This is a genomic window from Burkholderia stagnalis (genome assembly GCF_039848545.1).
Classification (GTDB): Bacteria; Pseudomonadota; Gammaproteobacteria; order Burkholderiales; family Burkholderiaceae; genus Burkholderia; species Burkholderia stagnalis.
The window spans coordinates 587,885-606,636 of record NZ_CP156686.1; the positions used below are offsets into that span (position 1 = coordinate 587,885).

Genomic DNA, 18,752 nt, shown 5'->3' on the forward strand with positions numbered 1-18,752 from the left:
GAAAGCACGGGCGCAGCCGAATTTTGTATTAGGCAAACTTATGCTGCGTGCCCGGAAATGCTCATCTCGCGCCCGGGCCGCCCGATCCGGCGCACCATGCGTTCCATGCCGCCGGTCCGTCGAATCCGGTGTCTACCCGGGAGAAACGATGAGACGCACCCCACCGCCAATCGATCTGCGGGCGCTTGCGGCGTTCGTCACCGTCTGCGAGACCGGTTCGATGACCGCCGCGGCCAAGCGGATCGGCGTGAGCCAGAGCGCGATCAGCCAGGCGATCACGGCGCTCGAGCGCGAGCAGGGCACGGTGCTGTTCGACCGGGACAGCCGGCCCCCGCGGCCGAACATCGCCGGGCGCGCGCTGCTCGAACTGGCGCGGCCGCTGCTCGAGCACGCGCAGATGGTCAGCGCACGCGTCGGCGATGCGTCGGCCGCCGGCCGGCTGCCGGTGCGGCTCGGCTGCGTTGATTCGTTTGCCGCGACGGTCGGCCCGGAACTGATCCGGGCGGTTTCCGGCACCGCCCGGCAGATCACGATGTGGTCCGGGCTGACGCCGGGGCTGAGCAAGCAGCTTCACGATCGGGAACTGGATGTCGCGGTCTGCACGCAGACCACGCTGAGCGACGCGCGCATCGTCGAGATGCCGCTGTTCTCGGAGGCGTTCGTCGCGGTCGTCGCGCGCGGCCATCTGGCCGGCCGCCCGAAAGTCGACTGGCGTGTGCTGGCGTCAGAGTTGCCGCTGATCCGTTACACCGGGCGTTCGGTGATCGGCCAGCAGGTGGAACGCTATGCGCGCCACCTCGGCATCGACAGCCCGAGACGCTTCGAATTCGACGCGACCGATCCGTTGCTGAGCCTCGTGGCTGCGCGGCTCGGCTTTGCGATCTCGACGCCGCTGTGCCTGTGGCAGGCGCGGCACTATCTCGACGAAATCGAGGTGCTGCCGCTGCCGTCCGGGCGACTCGGACGCCGGGATTTCTTCCTGCTGCATCGCCAGGACGAGTGGGACGATTTCGTCAGGGAAATCGTCACGCTGACACGGGCCGTCATCGATCGCTCGATTCGACCGTCACTCGAACGCGCGTTGCCGCATCTGCCCGACGATGCGCTGCTTTGATTTCCACGGAGTGCTACATGACCGAACTGTTCAAGTTGCAGCAGGGCGATGCGCCGCTGCTGATCTCGATCCCCCATCTCGGCATCGGGATCCCGGCGCCGCTGCGCGACACGTACTCGGATGCGGCGCTGACGTTCGCGGATACGGATTGGCATCTCGACCGTCTGTACGCGTTCGCAGCGGAATTCGGCGCCACGGTGCTCGGCGCGACGGTGTCGCGCTATGTGATCGACCTCAACCGGCCGCCGAATGACGAAAGCCTGTATCCGGGGCAGACGACGACAGGACTGTGCCCGACGGAAACCTTCGTCGGCGAACCGGTTTACCGGGAGGGCTGCGCGCCCGACGCGCAGGAGCAAGCGCGCCGTGTACACGCATACTGGCAGCCGTATCACGCAACGCTCGAAGCGGAACTGGCCAGACTGCGCGCGCTTCATGGAAACGTGTTGCTGTGGGAGGCACATTCGATTTCGAGCGTGCTGCCGCGGTTGTTCGACGGCAAGCTGCCCGACCTGAATCTCGGCACGCAGGACGGCCGCACCGCCGCGCCGGCGCTGCTCGCCGCTGCGGCGCGCGAAGCCGCGGCGAGTCCGTTCACGTGGGTGGCCAACGGCCGCTTCAAGGGTGGCTATATCACGCGGCGGTTCGGCGAGCCGTCGCGTGGCGTGCACGCGATCCAGCTCGAGATGTGCCAGTCGACCTATATGAACGAGGTTTTTCCGTTTGAATACGATCCCGCTCGCGCGGCGGCCGTGCAGCCGACGCTGCGCCGGATGATCGACACGGCGCTGGCTGTGCTCGCGGCGTTGCCCGCTTCAGCATAAGCGCTTCTGATACATCTTCGTAACCGCGGTTGCTGTTTCAGTGCGCCGTTGCACCGTGTTCAACAAGACGTCGCACCGCCGGCAGGCAGGATCGATTGAACAGATGAAACGACGCACGGCACGCATTGCGCTGAAAGTGTTTATCCGTGGGAATCTTTGATTCACCTTGGGAAACTTGGCACGATGCTTGCGTCATATCCGGCGTCACGGCGTCACGGCGTCACTATTCGGTCTGCTGACCATAGACGAAGATCGACAGGAACTGGATCGGCGTCTTGATCAGGCGTTCGGGGCCATGCGGTACGTCGCCCCGGAAAGTCAGCGTGTCGCCGGGATGGAGGATGTAAGTCTGCTGGCCGTGGCGGTACTCGATCACGCCCTTGAGCATGTGGATGAACTCGGTGCCGGGATGTTCGAAGACGGGAAAGCGTTCCGCCTGATCTTCCATCGTGATCAGGAACGGCTCGAAGAGCTTGCGCGGGCCCTGGTCGTAGGCGAGCAGATGATAGGTGTGGCCGCGTTTTGTGCCTTTGCGGACGACTTCCATGCCGGCGCCCTTCTTGACGAGCTGAGCACCGCCCTGCGGAACGTCGAAGTTGCGGAACAGCGTCGACATCGATACGCCGAGCGCCTGCGCGATGCGATGGAGCACGTCGAGGCCGGTCGAAGTCTGCGCGTTCTCGATTTTCGAGAGCATCCCGCGGCTGATGCCGGCCTGCTCGGCAACCTGCGCGATGGTCAGGCCGTGACGCTGGCGAAGCTCGCGGATCGTCGAGCCGAGATAGCGTTCGAGCGGTGGTTTGCTGTCGTCTGCGGTGGACATCGTCGGCCTCGGTAAAAAGGGCAGGGTAGCAGATTGTGGCGGCGGAAGCCGTGAACGAAGGAGGGAGGCGTTCGCGCGGAAAGTTTCATGAAAGGAATTATTGTTTCTTGAAAGTAAATCCGTCCACATGCGGGCGGTTTCCTTTGATCATCGAAGGCAGCAGTGGAAAGGAGTGGCGATGAACCTGAATGATGCGAGCAGTTTGCCGGCCAACGTGCTCGGCAGCGTGCCCCGTTTCGACTCCGCGGAAGAGGCGCAGGCGTATCTGACGCAGGAAGGCGTGAAGTACGTGCTTGCGCAATTTGTCGATATTCACGGCGTGGCCAAGGCCAAGTCGGTGCCGGTCGCGCATCTGAAAAGCGTGCTGACCGCCGGGGCGGGCTTTGCGGGCTTCGCGATCTGGGGTGTCGGCATCGAGCCGAACGGTCCGGATTACATGGCGGTCGGCGATCTCGCGACGCTCACGCCGGTACCGTGGCAGCCGGGGCTCTCGCGCATTGTGTGCGACGGCCATGTCGCCGGCGCGCCTTGGGCGTTCGATTCACGCGTGACGCTGAAGAAGCAGGTCGCGCGTCTTGCCGAGCGGAGCTGGACGCTGTTTACCGGCCTCGAGCCCGAGTTTTCGCTGCTGAAGCGCTCGGCATCGGGTGTGCTCGAGCCGTGCGACCCGAGCGACACGCTGGCGAAGCCGTGCTACGACTACAAGGGCCTGTCGCGTACGCGGGTGTTCCTCGAGCGATTGACCGAAGCGCTGCGCTCGGTCGGCATCGACGTGTACCAGATCGACCACGAGGACGCGAACGGCCAGTTCGAGATCAACTACACGTACACCGACTGCCTGACGTCGTGCGATCACTACGTGTTCTTCAAGATGGCCGCGTCGGAGATCGCGAACGACCTGGGGATGATCTGCTCGTTCATGCCGAAGCCGTTCGCAAACCGCCCCGGCAACGGCATGCACATGCACATGTCGATCGGCGACGGCGAGCGCAACCTGTTCGCCGACGACGCTGATCCGCTCGGCATGGGCCTGTCGGCGCTCGGCTACCGGTTCACGGCAGGCTTGCTCGCGCATGCGCCCGCGCTGGCGGCGCTTTGCAACCCGACCGTGAACTCGTACAAGCGCCTCGTGGTCGGGCGCTCGCTGACCGGCGCGACCTGGGCGCCGGCCTACATCAGCTACGGCGACAACAACCGCTCGACGATGGTGCGCATGCCCGGCGGCCGGATCGAGTTGCGGCTGCCCGACGGCGCATGTAACCCGTATCTCGCGACGGCGGCCGTGATCGCCGCCGGGCTCGACGGCATCGACCGTGACCTGTCGCCGGGCGCCCCCGCGAACGAGAACCTGTACGAGTGGCCGGCGCAAAAGCTGCGTGAACGCGGCATCGGCGTGCTGCCGCAGAACCTCGGCGAAGCGCTCGACGCGCTCGAAGCCGATCGGCTGATCCGGGGTGCGCTCGGGCCGGTGGTCGACGAATTTCTCAAGCTCAAGCGGATGGAGTGGCTGGAGTACATGCGCCACGTATCGGATTGGGAAATCAAGCAGTACATCGAATTTTTCTAAGGAGGGGGAACACATGTGCGGAATCGTAGGCTTGCTGGTGAAGACACCGGCATTGCGCGACCGGCTTGGTGAACTGATGGTGCCGATGCTGATCGGCATGACCGAGCGAGGCCCGGATTCGGCCGGCCTCGCCGTGTTCGGCGAGGCCGTCGATTCGGCTCAGCGCAAGCTGAGCCTGTATTCGGGCTTTACGGAAGAGGGCGAGCATTTCCCGTGGGACGTGCTGCTCGACCGCCTGAATGCGTCCGTCGACGCCACGGCGCGCATCGACGCGAAGCGCAATCACGCGGTGCTGACCGTCCGAGGGGGACCCGATACGATCAAGCACTGGCTGAACGAGCACTACCCGCACGTCTACGTGTTGTCGGCCGGCCGCTCGATCGACCTGTACAAGGACATCGGCTTGCCCGCCGACATCGCCGCGCGTTATGCGTTCGGCGCGCTCAAGGGCTCCCACCTCGTCGGCCACACGCGGATGGCGACCGAGTCGGCGGTGACGCCGGACCGCGCGCATCCGTTTACCGCGGGCGAGGATTTCTGCCTCGTGCACAACGGGTCGCTGTCGAATCCGTACGGCGTGCGGCGCAAGCTCGAGCCGGAGGGTATCCGCTTCGACACCGACAACGACACCGAGGCCGCATGCCGCTTCCTCGAATGGCGGCTGCGTGAAGGCGACACGCTGCATGCCGCGCTGCAGAAAGGCTTCGAGGCGCTCGACGGCTTCTTCACCTTTCTGATGGGCACCCCGACCGAGCTGGCGCTGATCCGCGATCCGTTCGCGTGCAAGCCTGCCGTCGTTGCCGAGAACGACGACTACGTGGCGATCGCGTCCGAGTTCCGCTCGCTTGCGCATCTGCCCGACATCAAGAACGCGAAAGTATTCGAACCCGCACCCGAGGAGATGTATGTATGGAACGCGTGACATTCGACCTTGAGCGCGCCACGGTCCGGGACGTCAACCAGTATCTGCACGGCGATGCGGACGTGCTCGACGGGCAAGCCATCGTCGTGGCCTCGCCGAACGGCGCGCACAACATCGCGGTCGGCGTCGACGCCGACGTCACGGTGACGATCGACGGGCATGCGGGCTACTACGCCGGCGGCATGAACAAGCGCGCGACGATCGTCATCGAGGGCAGCGCCGGTACCGGCGTCGCGGAAAACATGATGAGCGGCAAGGTGCACGTGAAGGGCTTCGCGTCGAACGGCGCGGGCGCATCTGCGCACGGCGGGCTGCTCGTGATCGACGGTGACGCCGGGCTGCGTTGCGGGATTTCGCTGAAAGGCGGCGACATCGTCGTCGGCGGCTCGGTCGGCAGCTTCTCCGCGTTCATGGCCCAGGCCGGGCGCATGGTGATCTGCGGCGATGCCGGCGACGCGCTCGGCGATTCGCTCTACGAGGCCGTGCTGTACGTGAAGGGCGACGTGAAATCGCTCGGCGCCGACGCGCAGTTCGAGCCGATGACCGACGCGGACGTCGGCGCCGTTGCCGCGCTGCTCGACGCCGCCGGCCTCGACCACGACCCGCGCGCGTTCAGGCGCATCGCGTCGGCACGCACCCTTTACCACTGGAACGCCGACGCGGACCAGCAATATTGAATCCAAAGCTCGTTCGGGAAGACGCCATGGAAGCCAAACCCATTCATTTCGCGCGCTTGCAGCAGGAAGAGTCGCACGGCTATGACCGCAAGACGATCGATTACATCCACACGGCCGCCCAGCGCGGCCTTTACGAGATCCGCGGTCTCGGCGCGAAGCGGCCGGTGCCGCATTTCGACGACCTGCTGTTTCTCGGCGCGTCGTTGTCGCGCTATCCGCTCGAAGGCTATCGCGAGAAATGCGCAACGCAGACCGTGCTCGGCACGCGCTTCGCGAAGAAGCCGATCGTGCTCGACATTCCGGTCACGGTGGCCGGCATGAGCTTCGGCGCGCTGTCGGCGAACGTGAAGGAAGCGCTCGGCCGCGCCGCGACCGCGGCCGGCACGTCGACGACGACCGGCGACGGCGGGATGACGCAGGAGGAGCGCCGTTCGTCGAAGACGCTCGTCTACCAGTGCCTGCCGTCGCGCTACGGGTTCAATCCCGACGACGTGCGCCGCGCGGACGCGATCGAGGTCGTGATCGGGCAAGGTGCGAAGCCGGGCGGCGGCGGCATGCTGCTCGGGCAGAAGGTCAATCCGCGCGTGGCGTCGATGCGCACGCTGCCGGCGGGTGTCGATCAGCGCTCGGCAAGCCGCCATCCGGACTGGACCGGCCCCGACGATCTCGCGATCAAGATCCAGGAGCTGCGCGAGATCACCGACTGGCAGAAGCCGATCTACGTGAAGGTCGGCGCGACGCGCACGTTCAACGACGTGAAGCTTGCGGTCCATGCGGGCGCGGACGTCGTCGTCGTCGACGGCATGCAGGGCGGCACCGCGGCGACGCAGACCTGCTTCATCGAGAACGTCGGCATCCCGACGCTGGCGGCGGTCCGTCAGGCCGTCGACGCGCTCGAGGAGCTGAACATGAAAGGGCAGGTTCAACTGATCGTGTCCGGCGGCATCCGCACGGGCGCCGACGTCGCGAAGGCGCTCGCGCTCGGCGCGGACGCGGTCGCGATCGGCCAGGGCGTGCTGATGGCGCTCGGCTGCAACGGCGATACGTACTTCCAGAACGGTGCGCTGCATTCGGCCGTCGCGGACTACGCGGCGCTGAATACGTCGCCGGGGTTCTGTCATCACTGTCATACGGGCAAGTGCCCGGTCGGCGTGACGACGCAGGACGCGGTGCTCGAGCAGCGCGTGCAGCCCGAGGAAGGCGCGCGCCGCGTACGCAACTACCTGAAGACGCTGAACATGGAGCTCACGACGATCGCGCGGGCCTGCGGCAAGCAGAACGTGCATCACCTGGAGCCGGAGGATCTCGTCGCGCTGACGGTCGAGGCGGCCGCGATGGCGCGGGTGCCGCTCGCCGGCACGTCGTGGATTCCTGGGCAGCGTTATTGACGTCCGCCGCATCGCGTGCGAAGAGCTCGGCGCACGCCGGCCCGGCCGGCGTAGCTGCTGCCGATTCCGCTCGCGGGCGCGCCGCGTGATTACTCCATTGGGCTGAGGTCCGCCGCATCGTCGCGCGGCGGACCGCGCGACGGCATGCCGGTTCGCCTGCTCCGCTTTCGCGACGGTATCGGCGTCGCGACCAAGCCCGCGTTGCCATTTTCGAGGAATCGACGAATGAAAAAAGTCATCGGATTGCTTGCATTGCTCGGGATGGCGGCGTTTGCCGTGCCCGCATTGGCGGATGGCGCCGCGGCAGCCGCCGCGCCGGTGCCCAACAAGGGCGACACCGCATGGATGATCGTCGCGACGCTGCTCGTCGTGATGATGGCGGCGCCCGGGCTCGGGCTCTTTTACGGCGGCATGGTGCGGGCGAAGAACATGCTGTCCATCCTGATGCAGACGCTCGTCGTGTTCTGCCTGCTAGGCGTGCTGTGGGCCGTCTACGGTTACAGCGTCGCCTTTACCGAAGGCAACGCGTTCTTCGGAGGGCTGAGCAAGGCGTTCCTCGCCGGGATCACGCCGGATTCGACGGCCGCGACGTTCAGCAAGGGCGTCGTGATTCCGGAGTTCATCTATGTGTCGTTCCAGCTGACGTTCGCCGCGATCACGCCCGCGCTGATCGTCGGCGGCATCGCCGAGCGCGCGAAATTCTCAGCGGTGCTGATGTTCATGGTGCTGTGGTTCACGTTCTCGTACCTGCCGATCGCGCACATGGTCTGGTACTGGCCCGGCCCCGATGCCTACACGAGCGCCGCGGCGGCCGACAAGGCCAATGCGACGGCGGGCTTCCTGTTCCAGAAGGGCGCGATCGACTTCGCGGGCGGCACGGTCGTGCACATCAACGCCGGCATCGCGGCGCTGGTCGGCGCGGTCATGATCGGCAAGCGCGCCGGGTTCGGACGCGAAACGATGGCGCCGCACAGCCTGACGATGACGATGATCGGCGGGTCGCTGCTTTGGGTCGGCTGGTTCGGGTTCAACGTCGGCTCGGCGCTCGAGGCGAGCGGCGCGGCGACGCTGGCGTTCGTCACGACGCTGCTCGCAACGTGTGCGGCGACGGTGTCCTGGACCGTCGTCGAGTGGGCGATGAAAGGCAAGCCGTCGATGCTCGGCGCGGTGTCGGGCGCGATCGCCGGGCTCGTCGTGATCACGCCCGCGTGCGGTTTCGTCGGCCCGATGGGCGCGATCGCGATGGGGCTGATCGCAGGCGCGGTGTGCTACTGGGGCGTCAATGGCCTGAAGCGCATGATCGGCGTCGACGATTCGCTCGACGTGTTCGGCGTGCATTGCATCGGCGGGATCGCCGGCGCCTTGCTGACAGGCGTGTTCGCGTCGCCGTCGCTCGGCGGCACGGGCATCTACGACTACGTCGCGAACAAGGTGGCCGACTATCACGTTGTCGATCAGTTGATCGCGCAATGCTGGGGGGTCGGGACGTCGCTCGTCTGGTCGGCGGCCGTGTCGGTCGTGGCGTTCAAGCTCGTTGACATGACGATCGGCCTGCGCGTCGATCACGAGCGCGAACGGGAAGGGCTCGACGTCAGCTCGCACGGGGAGACGGCCTACCATTCGTGAGGATCGGCGCGGCGGAATGGGGATGGGGCGGCATCGATCCGATGCTGACCCGGAGATCGACGCAAATATGGCATTCCACTGAGCGGGGCCGATGCATCAGGTCCGGAACCGTAACGTCCGTCTTTTTCTTTTTTCCGCCACGTAAGACGACGGAGTCGACTGTACGACCGAGACTTTGAGAGAACTCACACGGGGGAACTCGGTGTGATCGCCGCATGAGTCGCCGTACGTGAAAGCGAGGCAGGGTCACATCGTGAGGTTGCAAAAAATCGTGGCCTTCTTTAATAGGCCGCAGACATACCCCTAGCCGATCGTCAGGAGCCAGTTACGAAATGCCGCGATGGACGGCCACTCTGCCTTGTGGGCGGGATAAGCAAAGTAGTAGCTCAGGCCGCTGAAATAGGAAACGTTGAGTGGCGCGAGCAGATTCCCTGACTGCAACTCTTCCGCGACGAGGCATCGCGGTAGCAGGCCCACGCCGATACCTGTCGCAACGGCCTGGATCAGATGCGATGTCACCTCGAAGGTCGGCCCTAAATAGGAGCCACGCAGCTTGACATTGCAGGCATCGAACCATTCCTTCCAGACATTGGGGCGAGAGGCCACCCTGAGCAATAACAGCGAATCCAGATCGTGTACTGATTGGATGGGGTGCCGGTTCAGCAACTCTGGACTGGCGACAAGGACAAGTTCCTCTTTGAGCAGGCGATGAGATGCCAAGCCTGGCAGATCGTCTTTGCCAACGCCGATCACAGCATCCATGCCTGCCGTGTCGAGATCGAAGTCGCCGATTCTCGAATGCATGTGGACAACCACGTTGGGGTTGGCGGCATAGAAGGCATGCAGGCGCGGCATCAGCCAACGAGCGCCGAAGGTGGGCAGCACCGCCAAATTCAGGATGCCGCCCCCCGAGCGGTGTGCGATGGCTTGCAGTGTCGCGTTGCGCAGACCGGTAATCGCGCTGCCCACACCGCGCATGTACAACCGCCCTGCATCGGTCAGCTCGATCCGCCGCCCTTTGCGGAGAAACAACTGCACGTCCAGCAGTTCTTCGAGAGCCTGTACCTGACGGCTGACCGCACTTTGCGTCAAGGCTAGCTCCTCTGCTGCGCGGGTGTAGCTCTGGTGTCGCGCGGATGCCTCAAACGCCAGCAGCAGGGACATGGAAGGAGTCAGGGCTCGGGGGTTCATTCATAAACCTCATGCATATCCCGGAAATAATACGCTTTTGCTCAATATTCCGGGTGCTTAAACTCATGAATACTGAATTTCTTGAAGATAACAAGGAATCGATAACATATGACAATTCGCCGGAAGTCGAGCAACAGCCTCGACGGTTTTCCAAGGAAGGAGACACATGAACACAGCCACCCACGATGTGCCTGCGCCGCTGTGTGCGGCCGCACAGGACCAGTTCGAGCCCCCCGGCTTCCAGGTGCCGTGGGGAGCGGTCGATACCCACGCCCACGTGATTTCCGGCGACCCGATCCACCCGCTGGTGAGCAACCGTAGCTACACGCCGCCGCCGGCTCCCGAAGCGAAGTACCTCGCCATGCTCGACACCCTCGGCATGACCTACGGCGTGCTGGTGCAGATCAGCGTGTATGGCACCGACAACCGCTGCATGGTGGATTCGCTGCGGCGTCATCCGAGCCGTTTGCGGGGCGTGGCCGTGGTCTCGCCCGACATCAGCGACCGCGAGTTGGAAGAGCTGCATCAGGCGGGCGTGCGCGGACTGCGCATCAATGTGCTTTTTGGCGGTGGCATCGGCTTTGCGGCGATGGAGAAACTGGCTCACCGCATCAAGCACCTGGGCTGGCACATGCAGTTCCTGATGGATGTGCGAGCCTTGCCCGAGCTGCTGCCGCGCATGGCCGATTTGCCCGTTCCCGGCGTGGTGGACCACATGGGGCACATGCCTGTTGGGGAGGGGCTCCATGCCCCCGGCTTCGTTGCGTTGCGCCGCCTGGTGGCCGATCACGGCTACTGGGTCAAGCTCTCGGGCGCCTATCGCCTCAGCGACCGCTTCCAAACCTATGAAGATGTCACCCCCTTCGCCCAAGCGCTGATCGCCGATGCCCCGGATCGCATGCTCTGGGGCAGCGACTGGCCGCACGTTTCGCAAAGCCGCACGCCAGATACGGGCCGATTGCTCAACCTGCTGGCCGCATGGGCGCCCGATGCGGAAACCCGCCACCGCATCCTCGTCACCAACCCCACTTGCCTGTATGGCTTCCCATCCGTTGCCTAACCCGGCACGGATAGGGATATCTCTTCCACATAACACGAAAGAGACAAGACATGAGCTGGTATAGCCAAATGACCAAGACCGAGCGGCGCACCTTCACCGCTGCCTTCGGCGGCTGGGCGCTCGACGCCTTCGACTTCATGGTGTTCACCTTCGTCATCACGACGATCAGCACGCTCTTCCGGATCGACAAGGGACAGGCCGGCATGTTGGCCACCGTCACCTTGCTGTTTTCCGCCGTGGGCGGCTGGCTGGCGGGCATTCTGGCCGACCGCTTCGGGCGCGTGCGCGTCCTGCAAGGCACCATCCTCTGGTTCTCGGTGTGCACGATGCTGATCGGTTTCGCGCAGAACTTCGAGCAGATTCTGGTGCTGCGTGCACTGCAGGGGTTGGGCTTTGGCGGCGAATGGGCCGTGGGTTCGGTGCTGATGGGCGAGATGGTACGCACCGAGTACCGCGGCCGCGCCGTCGGCACGGTGCAAAGCGGCTGGGCGGTGGGCTGGGGTGTGGCCGCTGTGCTCTATACCGCCGTCTTTACCTGGCTGCCGGAAGACTATGCATGGCGAGCCCTGTTTTGGATCGGCATCATCCCTGCCGCGCTGGTGCTGTTCATCCGCCGGCACGTACCGGAGCCCGAACTGTTCCAGCGCACCCAGGAGGCGGAAGTGGTCAGTCACCACCGCACCTCCGCCTGGGCCATCTTCTCGCCGGCGCTCATCAAGACGACGGTGTTGAGCGCCTTGCTGTGCACCGGCGTGCAGGGCGGCTATTACGCTGTGACTACCTGGCTACCCACCTTCCTGAAGACCGAGCGCCATCTGTCGATCATCGGCACTGGCGGCTACCTGCTGGTGATCATCGTCGGCTCCTTCATCGGTTACCTGGTTGGCGCCTACCTGACCGACAGGTTGGGCCGCCGGGCAAACCTGCTGATCTTCGCGGTGCTGTCGGGCATCACCGTCTATGCGTACACCCAGCTCTCCCTGTCCAACGAGCAGATGCTCTTTCTCGGCTTTCCGCTCGGCTTCGCGGCCTCCGGGATCTTCAGCGGCATGGGTGCTTACCTGACCGAGTTGTTTCCCTCCGCCGTACGTGCCACGGGGCAGGGTTTCGCCTACAACTTTGGGCGCGGCATCGGCGCGCTGTTCCCGAGCCTGGTGGGCCATCTGGCGAACACAAAAGGCTTGGGTGTCGCCATCGGCATGTTCGCCGGCGGGGCGGCGGTGGTGGTTCTGCTGGCCGCGATGTTGCTGCCCGAAACCAAGGGGCGGGAAATCTCCTAATGTTCCGCGCTCGCCCTCATTGAAATCGAGTGTTCGCCAAGGAGCATTCATGATCCCGCGACTTGATCGCTTGCCCCAAGCGGGCAGCCTCTACCAGGAATTCGCGACGGAGTTGCGGCTGCGCGGTTTCGAGGGGGAGGTGTGCGAGAGCCATTCCGACCGCACGGCCCTGGCCACTGACAATTCCATCTACCAGGTGCTGCCCGCGCTGGCGGTGTTCCCCAAGAACTCGCAAGACCTGATTCGGATCGTCCGTCTGGCCGTGAACGAACGCTTTCATGCGCTGAGGCTGTTTCCGCGCGGCGGCGGCACTGGCACCAATGGCCAGTCCCTGGGCGATGGCGTGGTGGTGGACGTGTCGCGCCACATGAATCGCATCCTCGAAATCAACGTTGAGGAGCGTTGGGCGCGGGTGCAGGCGGGCGTGGTCAAGGACCAGCTGGAGGCTGCGCTCAAGCCCTATGGCTTGTTCTTCGCACCCGAGTTGTCTACATCCAACCGCGCCACCATCGGCGGCATGGTCAACACCGATGCCAGCGGCCAGGGGTCGTGCGCCTACGGCAAGACGCGTGACCACGTGCTGGAATTGAGCACGGTGCTGGCCGACGGCACGCTGTGGACCTCGGCCCCGATCGGCGACGAAACGCTGGCGGGCCTGCAGGCCCGCACTGACCTGGTGGGCCGCGTGCACCGTACCGTCGATGAAATCCGGAAACACGACGCTGCGCTGATCGAGCGGCACTTCCCCAAGCTTAACCGCTGTCTGACCGGCTACGACCTGGCCCACATCCGCGACGCGCAGGGCCGCTTCAACCTCAACAGCATCCTGTGCGGCGCGGAAGGCAGCCTGGGCTTCGTCGCCGAAGCCAAGCTCAACTTGCTGCCCATTCCCAAGCACGCTGCGCTGGCGGTGGTGAGCTATGCCAGCTTCGACGCCGCCCTGCGCGACGCGCCCCGGCTGCTGAAGCTGCAGGCCACCTCCATCGAAGCCATTGATGCCGTAGTGCTGCGTCTGGCGCGCGATGACAACAGTTGGTCGGAGATCGCGCGCTTCTTCCCCGACGCCTCACTGCCGCTCGAGGGCGTGAACCTGGTGGAATTCACCGCTGACGACCCGGCGGCGCTCGACGCCGCGCTGGACAATGCGTTGGCCCTGTTGAACGGTGCGGACGCCGCCGCCGGCGTGCTGGGTCACAGCATCGCCCACGGTCATGCCGATGTGGAAAGCATCTGGGCCATGCGCAAGCGCTCGGTCGGTCTGTTGGGGCGACTGCGCGGCGAGCGCCGCCCGCTGCCTTTCGTCGAAGACACGGCCGTACCACCTGAAAACCTGGCCGACTACATCGCCGAGTTCCGCGCGCTGTTGGACGTCCAGGGGCTGGTCTATGGCATGTTCGGCCATGCCGACGCGGGCGTGCTGCACGTGCGCCCAGCGCTAGACATGAAAGACCCGGCGCAGGAAGGCCAGATCCGCGCCATCACCGATGGAGTCGTGGCCTTGACGCGCAAGTACGGCGGCGTGCTGTGGGGCGAGCATGGCAAGGGGCTGCGCTCGGAATATGCACCGGCCTTTTGGGGTCCTTTGTATTCGCGCTTGCAGGACATCAAGGCGGCATTCGACCCACATAACCAGTTCAACCCCGGCAAGATCGCTGCGCCTGCCGGGCAGGCATTGACGCGGGTGGATGAAGCACCGACGCGTGGCCAGCGTGATCGCGTCATCCCCATTGCCGTACGTCACCACTTCGAGGACTCGCTGCACTGCAATGGCAATGGCGCCTGCTTCAACTTCGATGCCGACGACGCCATGTGCCCGTCGTGGAAGGCGACGCGCGACCGGCGCTTTTCGCCTAAGGGTCGTGCTGGGTTGCTGCGCGAATGGCTGTACCTCGTCAGCCAAGCGGGCCAAGCCGACCAGTTGAACGCCCAGGCCATCAACGGATGGCAGCGCATGGCGTCACCGCTCGCAAAGATCCGCAATACCCTGGCCAAGCGCAGCGGCGAATACGACTTCTCGCACGAGGTCAAGGCAGCAATGGATACCTGCCTGTCCTGCAGGTCCTGTGCGGGGCAATGCCCCATCAAGGTAGATGTTCCTGCTTTCCGGGCGAAGTTCCTGGCCCTGTACCACACCCGCTATCTGCGCCCCGTACGCGACTGGCTGCTGGCCTGCCTGGAGCCTGCCTTGCCCTGGATGGCCAAGGCGCCGCGCCTGATGAACTCGCTGATGGCCAGCGCGCCGTCACAGTGGCTGTTGCGCCGCGTCGGCCTGGTGCACATTCCCCGCCTGAGTGGCCTGGACTTGGCGGACGAGGCGCGCCGTGCCGGTTTCGCGGTGGCTACACCGCAAAGTGTCGCCGCTGCCGCGAAGCAGGAACAGCGCCCCGTCGTGCTGGTGCAGGATGCTTTCACCAGCCACTTCGAGACAGGCCTCGTGCTAGACACCTTGCGGCTGCTGGAATCGCTCGGCTTTCAGCCCCTGCTGGCGCCTTACATGCCGAGCGGCAAGCCGCTGCACGTGCATGGCTTCCTGGACGGTTTTCGCCGCACGGCCCAAAGCAACGCCATCATGCTCGAGAGCCTGGCAGCCACGGGCGTGCCGCTGGTCGGTATCGATCCGGCGATGACGCTCGTCTACCGCACCGAATACCCGGAAGCATTGAGTGACGTCAAGCTGCCGCGCGTTTATCTGCTCCAGGAATGGCTGGCCGGAGCGCTGGTGCCGCATGGCAACGCCATTGCCGACGACGCAGAACCCTATGTGCTGCTGCCTCATTGCACCGAGCGAACCAACGCGGCGGGCGCGATGGAGGACTGGAAACGTGTGTTCGCGGCATTGGGGGCTAGGTTGAATGTCCAGCCTTCCGGCTGTTGCGGCATGTCCGGCACCTACGGCCATGAAGCTCGAAATCGCACGACCTCCGAGTCGCTCTACGGGATGAGCTGGGCACCTGTGGTGGCACAGCACCGATCAGGCGGCAGATTAATGGCGACGGGCTATTCCTGCCGTAGCCAGGTCAGAGCGATGGACTCGGTGACATTGCCTCACCCGGTGCAGATTCTGCTAGCACTACATGGAGCTGCGAGCAAATCAGGCAAGGCTTGAGATGTCTTGATTCGATATGAAATCTTCGTGGGAATGGGTGTGGAACTTCGACACCTCCGTTGTTTCATGGCTGTTGCCGAGGAACTCCATTTCGCCCGTGCGGCCGAGCGATTGCACATTGACCAATCCCCTTTGCCCCGGACGATCAGGGAACTGGAGCATTGGAACAGCCAAGTGAGGTAGCGATACGGGTCGATGCCGTTGGCCTTGCAGGTTTCGACCAGTGAGTAGAGATTCGCGCTGGCGTGTGCGCCGGCGATGTCGACCTGGGCGCACATGGTTGATCGCAATGGGACAAAGATCGCCAATTTGCTGCTCACTTGTCTGCTTGGCGCGGGTGGGATGGTTATTGCGGCCTTGCTCAATGCATTCTGGCTGGCGCTGATCGGCATCACGATTGCGGTCATCGGCGTCACGACGGCGCGGGCTGTCTTCTGGCGCATCCCGACGCGGTTCCTGTCCGGCGCTGCGGCTGCCGGTGTGCTGGCCTTTATCAACTCCGTTGGCACCTTTGGCGGATTTGCTGGACCGTTCCTCGTTGGTTGGCTGAAAGATCGGACGGGGTCGTTCGCGATGGGCATGCTGGGCATGGCGGCAGTGCTGCCGGTATCGACGGTCCTGACGGCTGTTCTGAGGTTCGTGGTGAAGGACGAATAAGCGCGCGTTGCTCACATCAATGCGCAAGCGGCCTCATCAGGCATAGCCGATTGCAACACAGCTCGGCTTGCTTCAGTACCGCCACAATCTGTTCGATCGAAAAGCGTTTCCGCTTCATGACAAACCACCTCCTGGTTCAGGGTGAAGCTTGCCGCAAAACTCGCTCTAGATCTGGTCCAGGAAACCCAAGCGGATCAATCGACGCCAGACTCATTACTTGATTGGCGTAGAATTCCGCAGCAGGTCACCCATCGTACCGGCTGTAAAGCATCAGGGCGTGACAGGACCTAATCAACCTCCTGGAGACCTGCCTTATATCTTCCGGCGAGTTCCACATACGTGCTCGCATTGTCACTGAGAGATGCTACTTGCGCCTCCGAGAGTTCTTTTACAACCTTTGCTGGCACGCCAAGAATTAAAGAATTATCTGGAAAAACCTTATTTTCGGTCACAATGGCGCCTGCGCCCACGAGGCAGTTTCGACCGATGACCGCGCCATTCAATACAACCGCTTGGATGCCTATCAACGTCCCGTCTTCAATCGTGCAACCGTGCACCATGGCAAGATGACCGATGGTTACTCCGGCGCCAATCTTCAGTGGGTATCCAGGGTCGACATGCAAGACGGCACCTTCTTGGATATTTGAATTTTCGCCTATCGAGATTGAGGCTTTATCCCCTCGGACAGACGCGCCGAACCAAATACTCGCTCCCTTGGAGATAGAAACGTCACCAATCACATTCGCGGATTTTGCCACATAAGCGGACTCATCAATGTGCGGGCTGACGTTGTCGAGTTTATAAACAGTCATGTTTTTCCCTCTGCGGCTTATCCAAAGTGAATCAATCTGTCAATCAATCGAGTCTTAACCGAGACGCTGACGTGTGCACGTCTTGGCTGTCTTGATGACATGGCTTCGCGACTGCGATGGTCATGAAGCCTTGTATGCGACGCAGTCGACCTCGACCTTGCTGTCGACGACCATGCTCGACACAACGCAAGCTCGGGCGGGTTTGTGCTCTCCAAAAAACTGCCTGAAAACCGCATTGAACGCGTTGAAGTCTCTGGCGTCGGCAAGCCAAACGCCGCACCGGACGACGTGTTCCTTTGAATATCCGGCAGCCTCAAGAATCTCGGAAAGTTGCTCGAGCGACTTGCGGGCTTGCGATGCAATGGGACCGTTTTGAAATTCACCATCCTGCATTGCGCATTGCCCAGACACATAAAGCCATCCATCGACTTGAACTGCGTCTGCGAACGTCGCACGGTCACCAACTTTTGGATTCACATATCGCTTCATGTAATTTCCGGCTTGTCAGAAGTTGTGGTGAATGCCGATGCGGACGGCCAGCTGATTTGCATTACTCGATGCTGTCAGCAGGTCGATACCTGCCACGGCAGGTCGATTGAGAGAGTTGGTACCTATGGCGTGAACCCAGGACGTCATCGCGTAGAGGAATGTGCGCTTGGAAAGTGAATAGGTCGAACCAATTGTCGACTGCGTGTACTTCGCATCTTCGGCATGCGTATATGAAAACCCGGCGCCGATAAGAAGCTCTGGCGTGAACCGATAGGTATAGTTGAGTTCTGCCGAGTTGATGCTCGGACTGATGCCTCCGATTGGCGTGGAGCTCGTTTTTAGAACATGGTTGAAGCGGGTGGTCGTGTAGTTTGCTGCGACCACCGATGAACCGAATTTGTAGCGAAGGCCCGCTCCATAGACCTCGAGACTCCGGGCAGATAGGTATCCAGAGAACATCGGGTTGCTGGAGGGATTCGCGAACGTCTGTCCTGCGACGGCGCTGCTGCTTGCATCGAATTGCGACACGGCGGGCTCGTTTGCACGGCGATACACAACGGTCGCGCCCAATGAACCACGGTCGTAACTAGCGGCGATGCCCCATACCTGGTTGCGAGCCATCGACCCGGCAATACCGCCGAAGGAATAGATCCCTTCCAATGTCACGCCTTGCCACGTCGGGGAGACGTACTTGATGGCGTTGTTAAAGAAGTAGTCACCGAAAATATTGTCTACATCGCCGGCGCGAGCACCCAACGATCCCGCCATCAGAATTCCTGTTTCATACGCTCCCAGCACATCGAAGACGATGTCGCTCTGACGGCCGAGTGTGACCGTCCCAAAGTCTCCAGTCAGGCCCACCCACGACTGACGCCCGAACAAGCGCCCGTTCTGGAGTGATTTTCCGCTTTGAATATCAAAGCCATTCTCAAGACCGAATATCGCTTTCAGGCCTCCGCCAAGATTTTCAGTGCCACGAAACCCGAATCGACTGCTTCCCCGACTTCCGCTCCACGTCTGGACTCGAGAGGCGCCGCCCTGGTTGTTCGTATAAGTCAGTCCAGCGTCGGCCATGCCGTAAAGCGTGACTGAGCTTTGACCATGTGCCTCTAAGCACAATAGTAGGATGCCTAAACAAATGAGAGTTTTGGTGGTGGTCATGACTTGTATTCTCTTCTGGAAGAAAGAAATGACGACGTTGCCTTACGAAGCCCGG

General features: G+C 63.0%; 16 protein-coding genes and 2 pseudogenes. 12 read left to right on the forward strand and 6 right to left on the reverse strand.

From position 1 onward, the window contains the following. Positions 1-148: 148 nt before the first annotated feature. Together ABFO07_RS19455 and hutG are read left to right on the forward strand one after the other, a co-directional pair. Positions 149-1,114: a LysR family transcriptional regulator gene (locus ABFO07_RS19455; RefSeq protein WP_059886292.1), complete on the forward strand. Its 966-nt coding sequence runs from the start codon at positions 149-151 to the stop codon at positions 1,112-1,114. 17 nt (positions 1,115-1,131) lie between these two features. After that, the gene (hutG, locus tag ABFO07_RS19460; protein ID WP_347469427.1) at positions 1,132-1,938 is read left to right on the forward strand and encodes an N-formylglutamate deformylase; all 807 of its coding nucleotides are present in this window, start codon (positions 1,132-1,134) and stop codon (positions 1,936-1,938) included. 223 nt (positions 1,939-2,161) lie between these two features. On the opposite strand, the gene ABFO07_RS19465 is transcribed toward hutG, so the two are convergent. Further along, positions 2,162-2,761, reverse strand: coding sequence for a helix-turn-helix domain-containing protein (locus ABFO07_RS19465; RefSeq protein ID WP_059886288.1), 600 nt, complete (start codon positions 2,759-2,761; stop codon positions 2,162-2,164). Positions 2,762-2,939: 178 nt separating this feature from the next. Between ABFO07_RS19465 and glnT the strand changes: the two genes are divergently transcribed. The 5 genes from glnT to ABFO07_RS19490 all read left to right on the forward strand — a co-directional run bounded on the left by glnT (position 2,940) and on the right by ABFO07_RS19490 (position 8,941). Further along, positions 2,940-4,328 carry a type III glutamate--ammonia ligase gene (gene glnT / locus ABFO07_RS19470; RefSeq protein ID WP_196481753.1) on the forward strand — a complete coding sequence of 463 codons (1,389 nt, stop codon included), beginning with the start codon at positions 2,940-2,942 and terminating at the stop codon, positions 4,326-4,328. Between the two features lie 13 nt (positions 4,329-4,341). After that, positions 4,342-5,250: an amidophosphoribosyltransferase gene (locus ABFO07_RS19475; RefSeq protein WP_347469428.1), complete on the forward strand. Its 909-nt coding sequence runs from the start codon at positions 4,342-4,344 to the stop codon at positions 5,248-5,250. Beyond that, on the forward strand, positions 5,238-5,927 hold the full coding sequence (locus tag ABFO07_RS19480; protein ID WP_347469429.1) for a protein glxC: 690 nt from the start codon (positions 5,238-5,240) through the stop codon (positions 5,925-5,927). Before ABFO07_RS19475 ends, ABFO07_RS19480 begins: the two co-directional genes overlap by 13 nt. 26 nt (positions 5,928-5,953) lie before the next feature. After that, positions 5,954-7,315, forward strand: coding sequence for an FMN-binding glutamate synthase family protein (locus tag ABFO07_RS19485; protein WP_059886282.1), 1,362 nt, complete (start codon positions 5,954-5,956; stop codon positions 7,313-7,315). A gap of 225 nt (positions 7,316-7,540) precedes the next feature. Next, complete coding sequence (locus ABFO07_RS19490) at positions 7,541-8,941, forward strand: ammonium transporter (protein WP_150999228.1); 1,401 nt, start codon at positions 7,541-7,543, stop codon at positions 8,939-8,941. A 303-nt stretch (positions 8,942-9,244) separates the two neighbouring features. Here the strand turns inward: ABFO07_RS19490 and ABFO07_RS19495 are convergent, their stop codons facing one another. Further along, entirely contained in the window at positions 9,245-10,132 is an 888-nt protein-coding gene (locus ABFO07_RS19495) for a LysR substrate-binding domain-containing protein (RefSeq protein ID WP_059886279.1), read from the reverse strand. Positions 10,133-10,298: 166 nt separating this feature from the next. Between ABFO07_RS19495 and ABFO07_RS19500 the strand changes: the two genes are divergently transcribed. The 4 genes and pseudogenes from ABFO07_RS19500 to ABFO07_RS19515 all read left to right on the forward strand — a co-directional run. Further along, positions 10,299-11,192: an amidohydrolase family protein gene (locus ABFO07_RS19500; RefSeq protein WP_059886277.1), complete on the forward strand. Its 894-nt coding sequence runs from the start codon at positions 10,299-10,301 to the stop codon at positions 11,190-11,192. Between the two features lie 50 nt (positions 11,193-11,242). Further along, entirely contained in the window at positions 11,243-12,472 is a 1,230-nt protein-coding gene (locus tag ABFO07_RS19505; protein WP_347469430.1) for an MFS transporter, read from the forward strand. A gap of 49 nt (positions 12,473-12,521) precedes the next feature. Then, on the forward strand, positions 12,522-15,578 hold the full coding sequence (ydiJ, locus tag ABFO07_RS19510) for a D-2-hydroxyglutarate dehydrogenase YdiJ (RefSeq protein ID WP_347469431.1): 3,057 nt from the start codon (positions 12,522-12,524) through the stop codon (positions 15,576-15,578). Positions 15,579-15,617: 39 nt separating this feature from the next. Further along, positions 15,618-15,737: pseudogene (locus ABFO07_RS19515) on the forward strand (LysR family transcriptional regulator); the annotation flags it as partial. 5 nt (positions 15,738-15,742) lie between these two features. On the opposite strand, the pseudogene ABFO07_RS19520 reads toward ABFO07_RS19515, so the two are convergent. Further along, positions 15,743-15,835: pseudogene (locus ABFO07_RS19520) on the reverse strand (transposase domain-containing protein); the annotation flags it as partial. Between the two features lies 1 nt (position 15,836). On the opposite strand from ABFO07_RS19520, the gene ABFO07_RS19525 reads away from it, so the two are divergent. Continuing rightward, positions 15,837-16,235 carry a hypothetical protein gene (locus ABFO07_RS19525; RefSeq protein ID WP_347469432.1) on the forward strand — a complete coding sequence of 133 codons (399 nt, stop codon included), beginning with the start codon at positions 15,837-15,839 and terminating at the stop codon, positions 16,233-16,235. 287 nt (positions 16,236-16,522) lie between these two features. Here the strand turns inward: ABFO07_RS19525 and ABFO07_RS19530 are convergent, their stop codons facing one another. The 3 genes from ABFO07_RS19530 to ABFO07_RS19540 form a co-directional block, all read right to left on the reverse strand. Continuing rightward, positions 16,523-17,047, reverse strand: coding sequence for a gamma carbonic anhydrase family protein (locus ABFO07_RS19530; protein WP_081077763.1), 525 nt, complete (start codon positions 17,045-17,047; stop codon positions 16,523-16,525). 120 nt (positions 17,048-17,167) lie between these two features. After that, entirely contained in the window at positions 17,168-17,536 is a 369-nt protein-coding gene (locus ABFO07_RS19535) for a RidA family protein (protein WP_059886271.1), read from the reverse strand. Between the two features lie 15 nt (positions 17,537-17,551). Continuing rightward, positions 17,552-18,697, reverse strand: coding sequence for a porin (locus ABFO07_RS19540; RefSeq protein ID WP_347469433.1), 1,146 nt, complete (start codon positions 18,695-18,697; stop codon positions 17,552-17,554). Between the last annotated feature and the right edge of the window lie 55 nt (positions 18,698-18,752).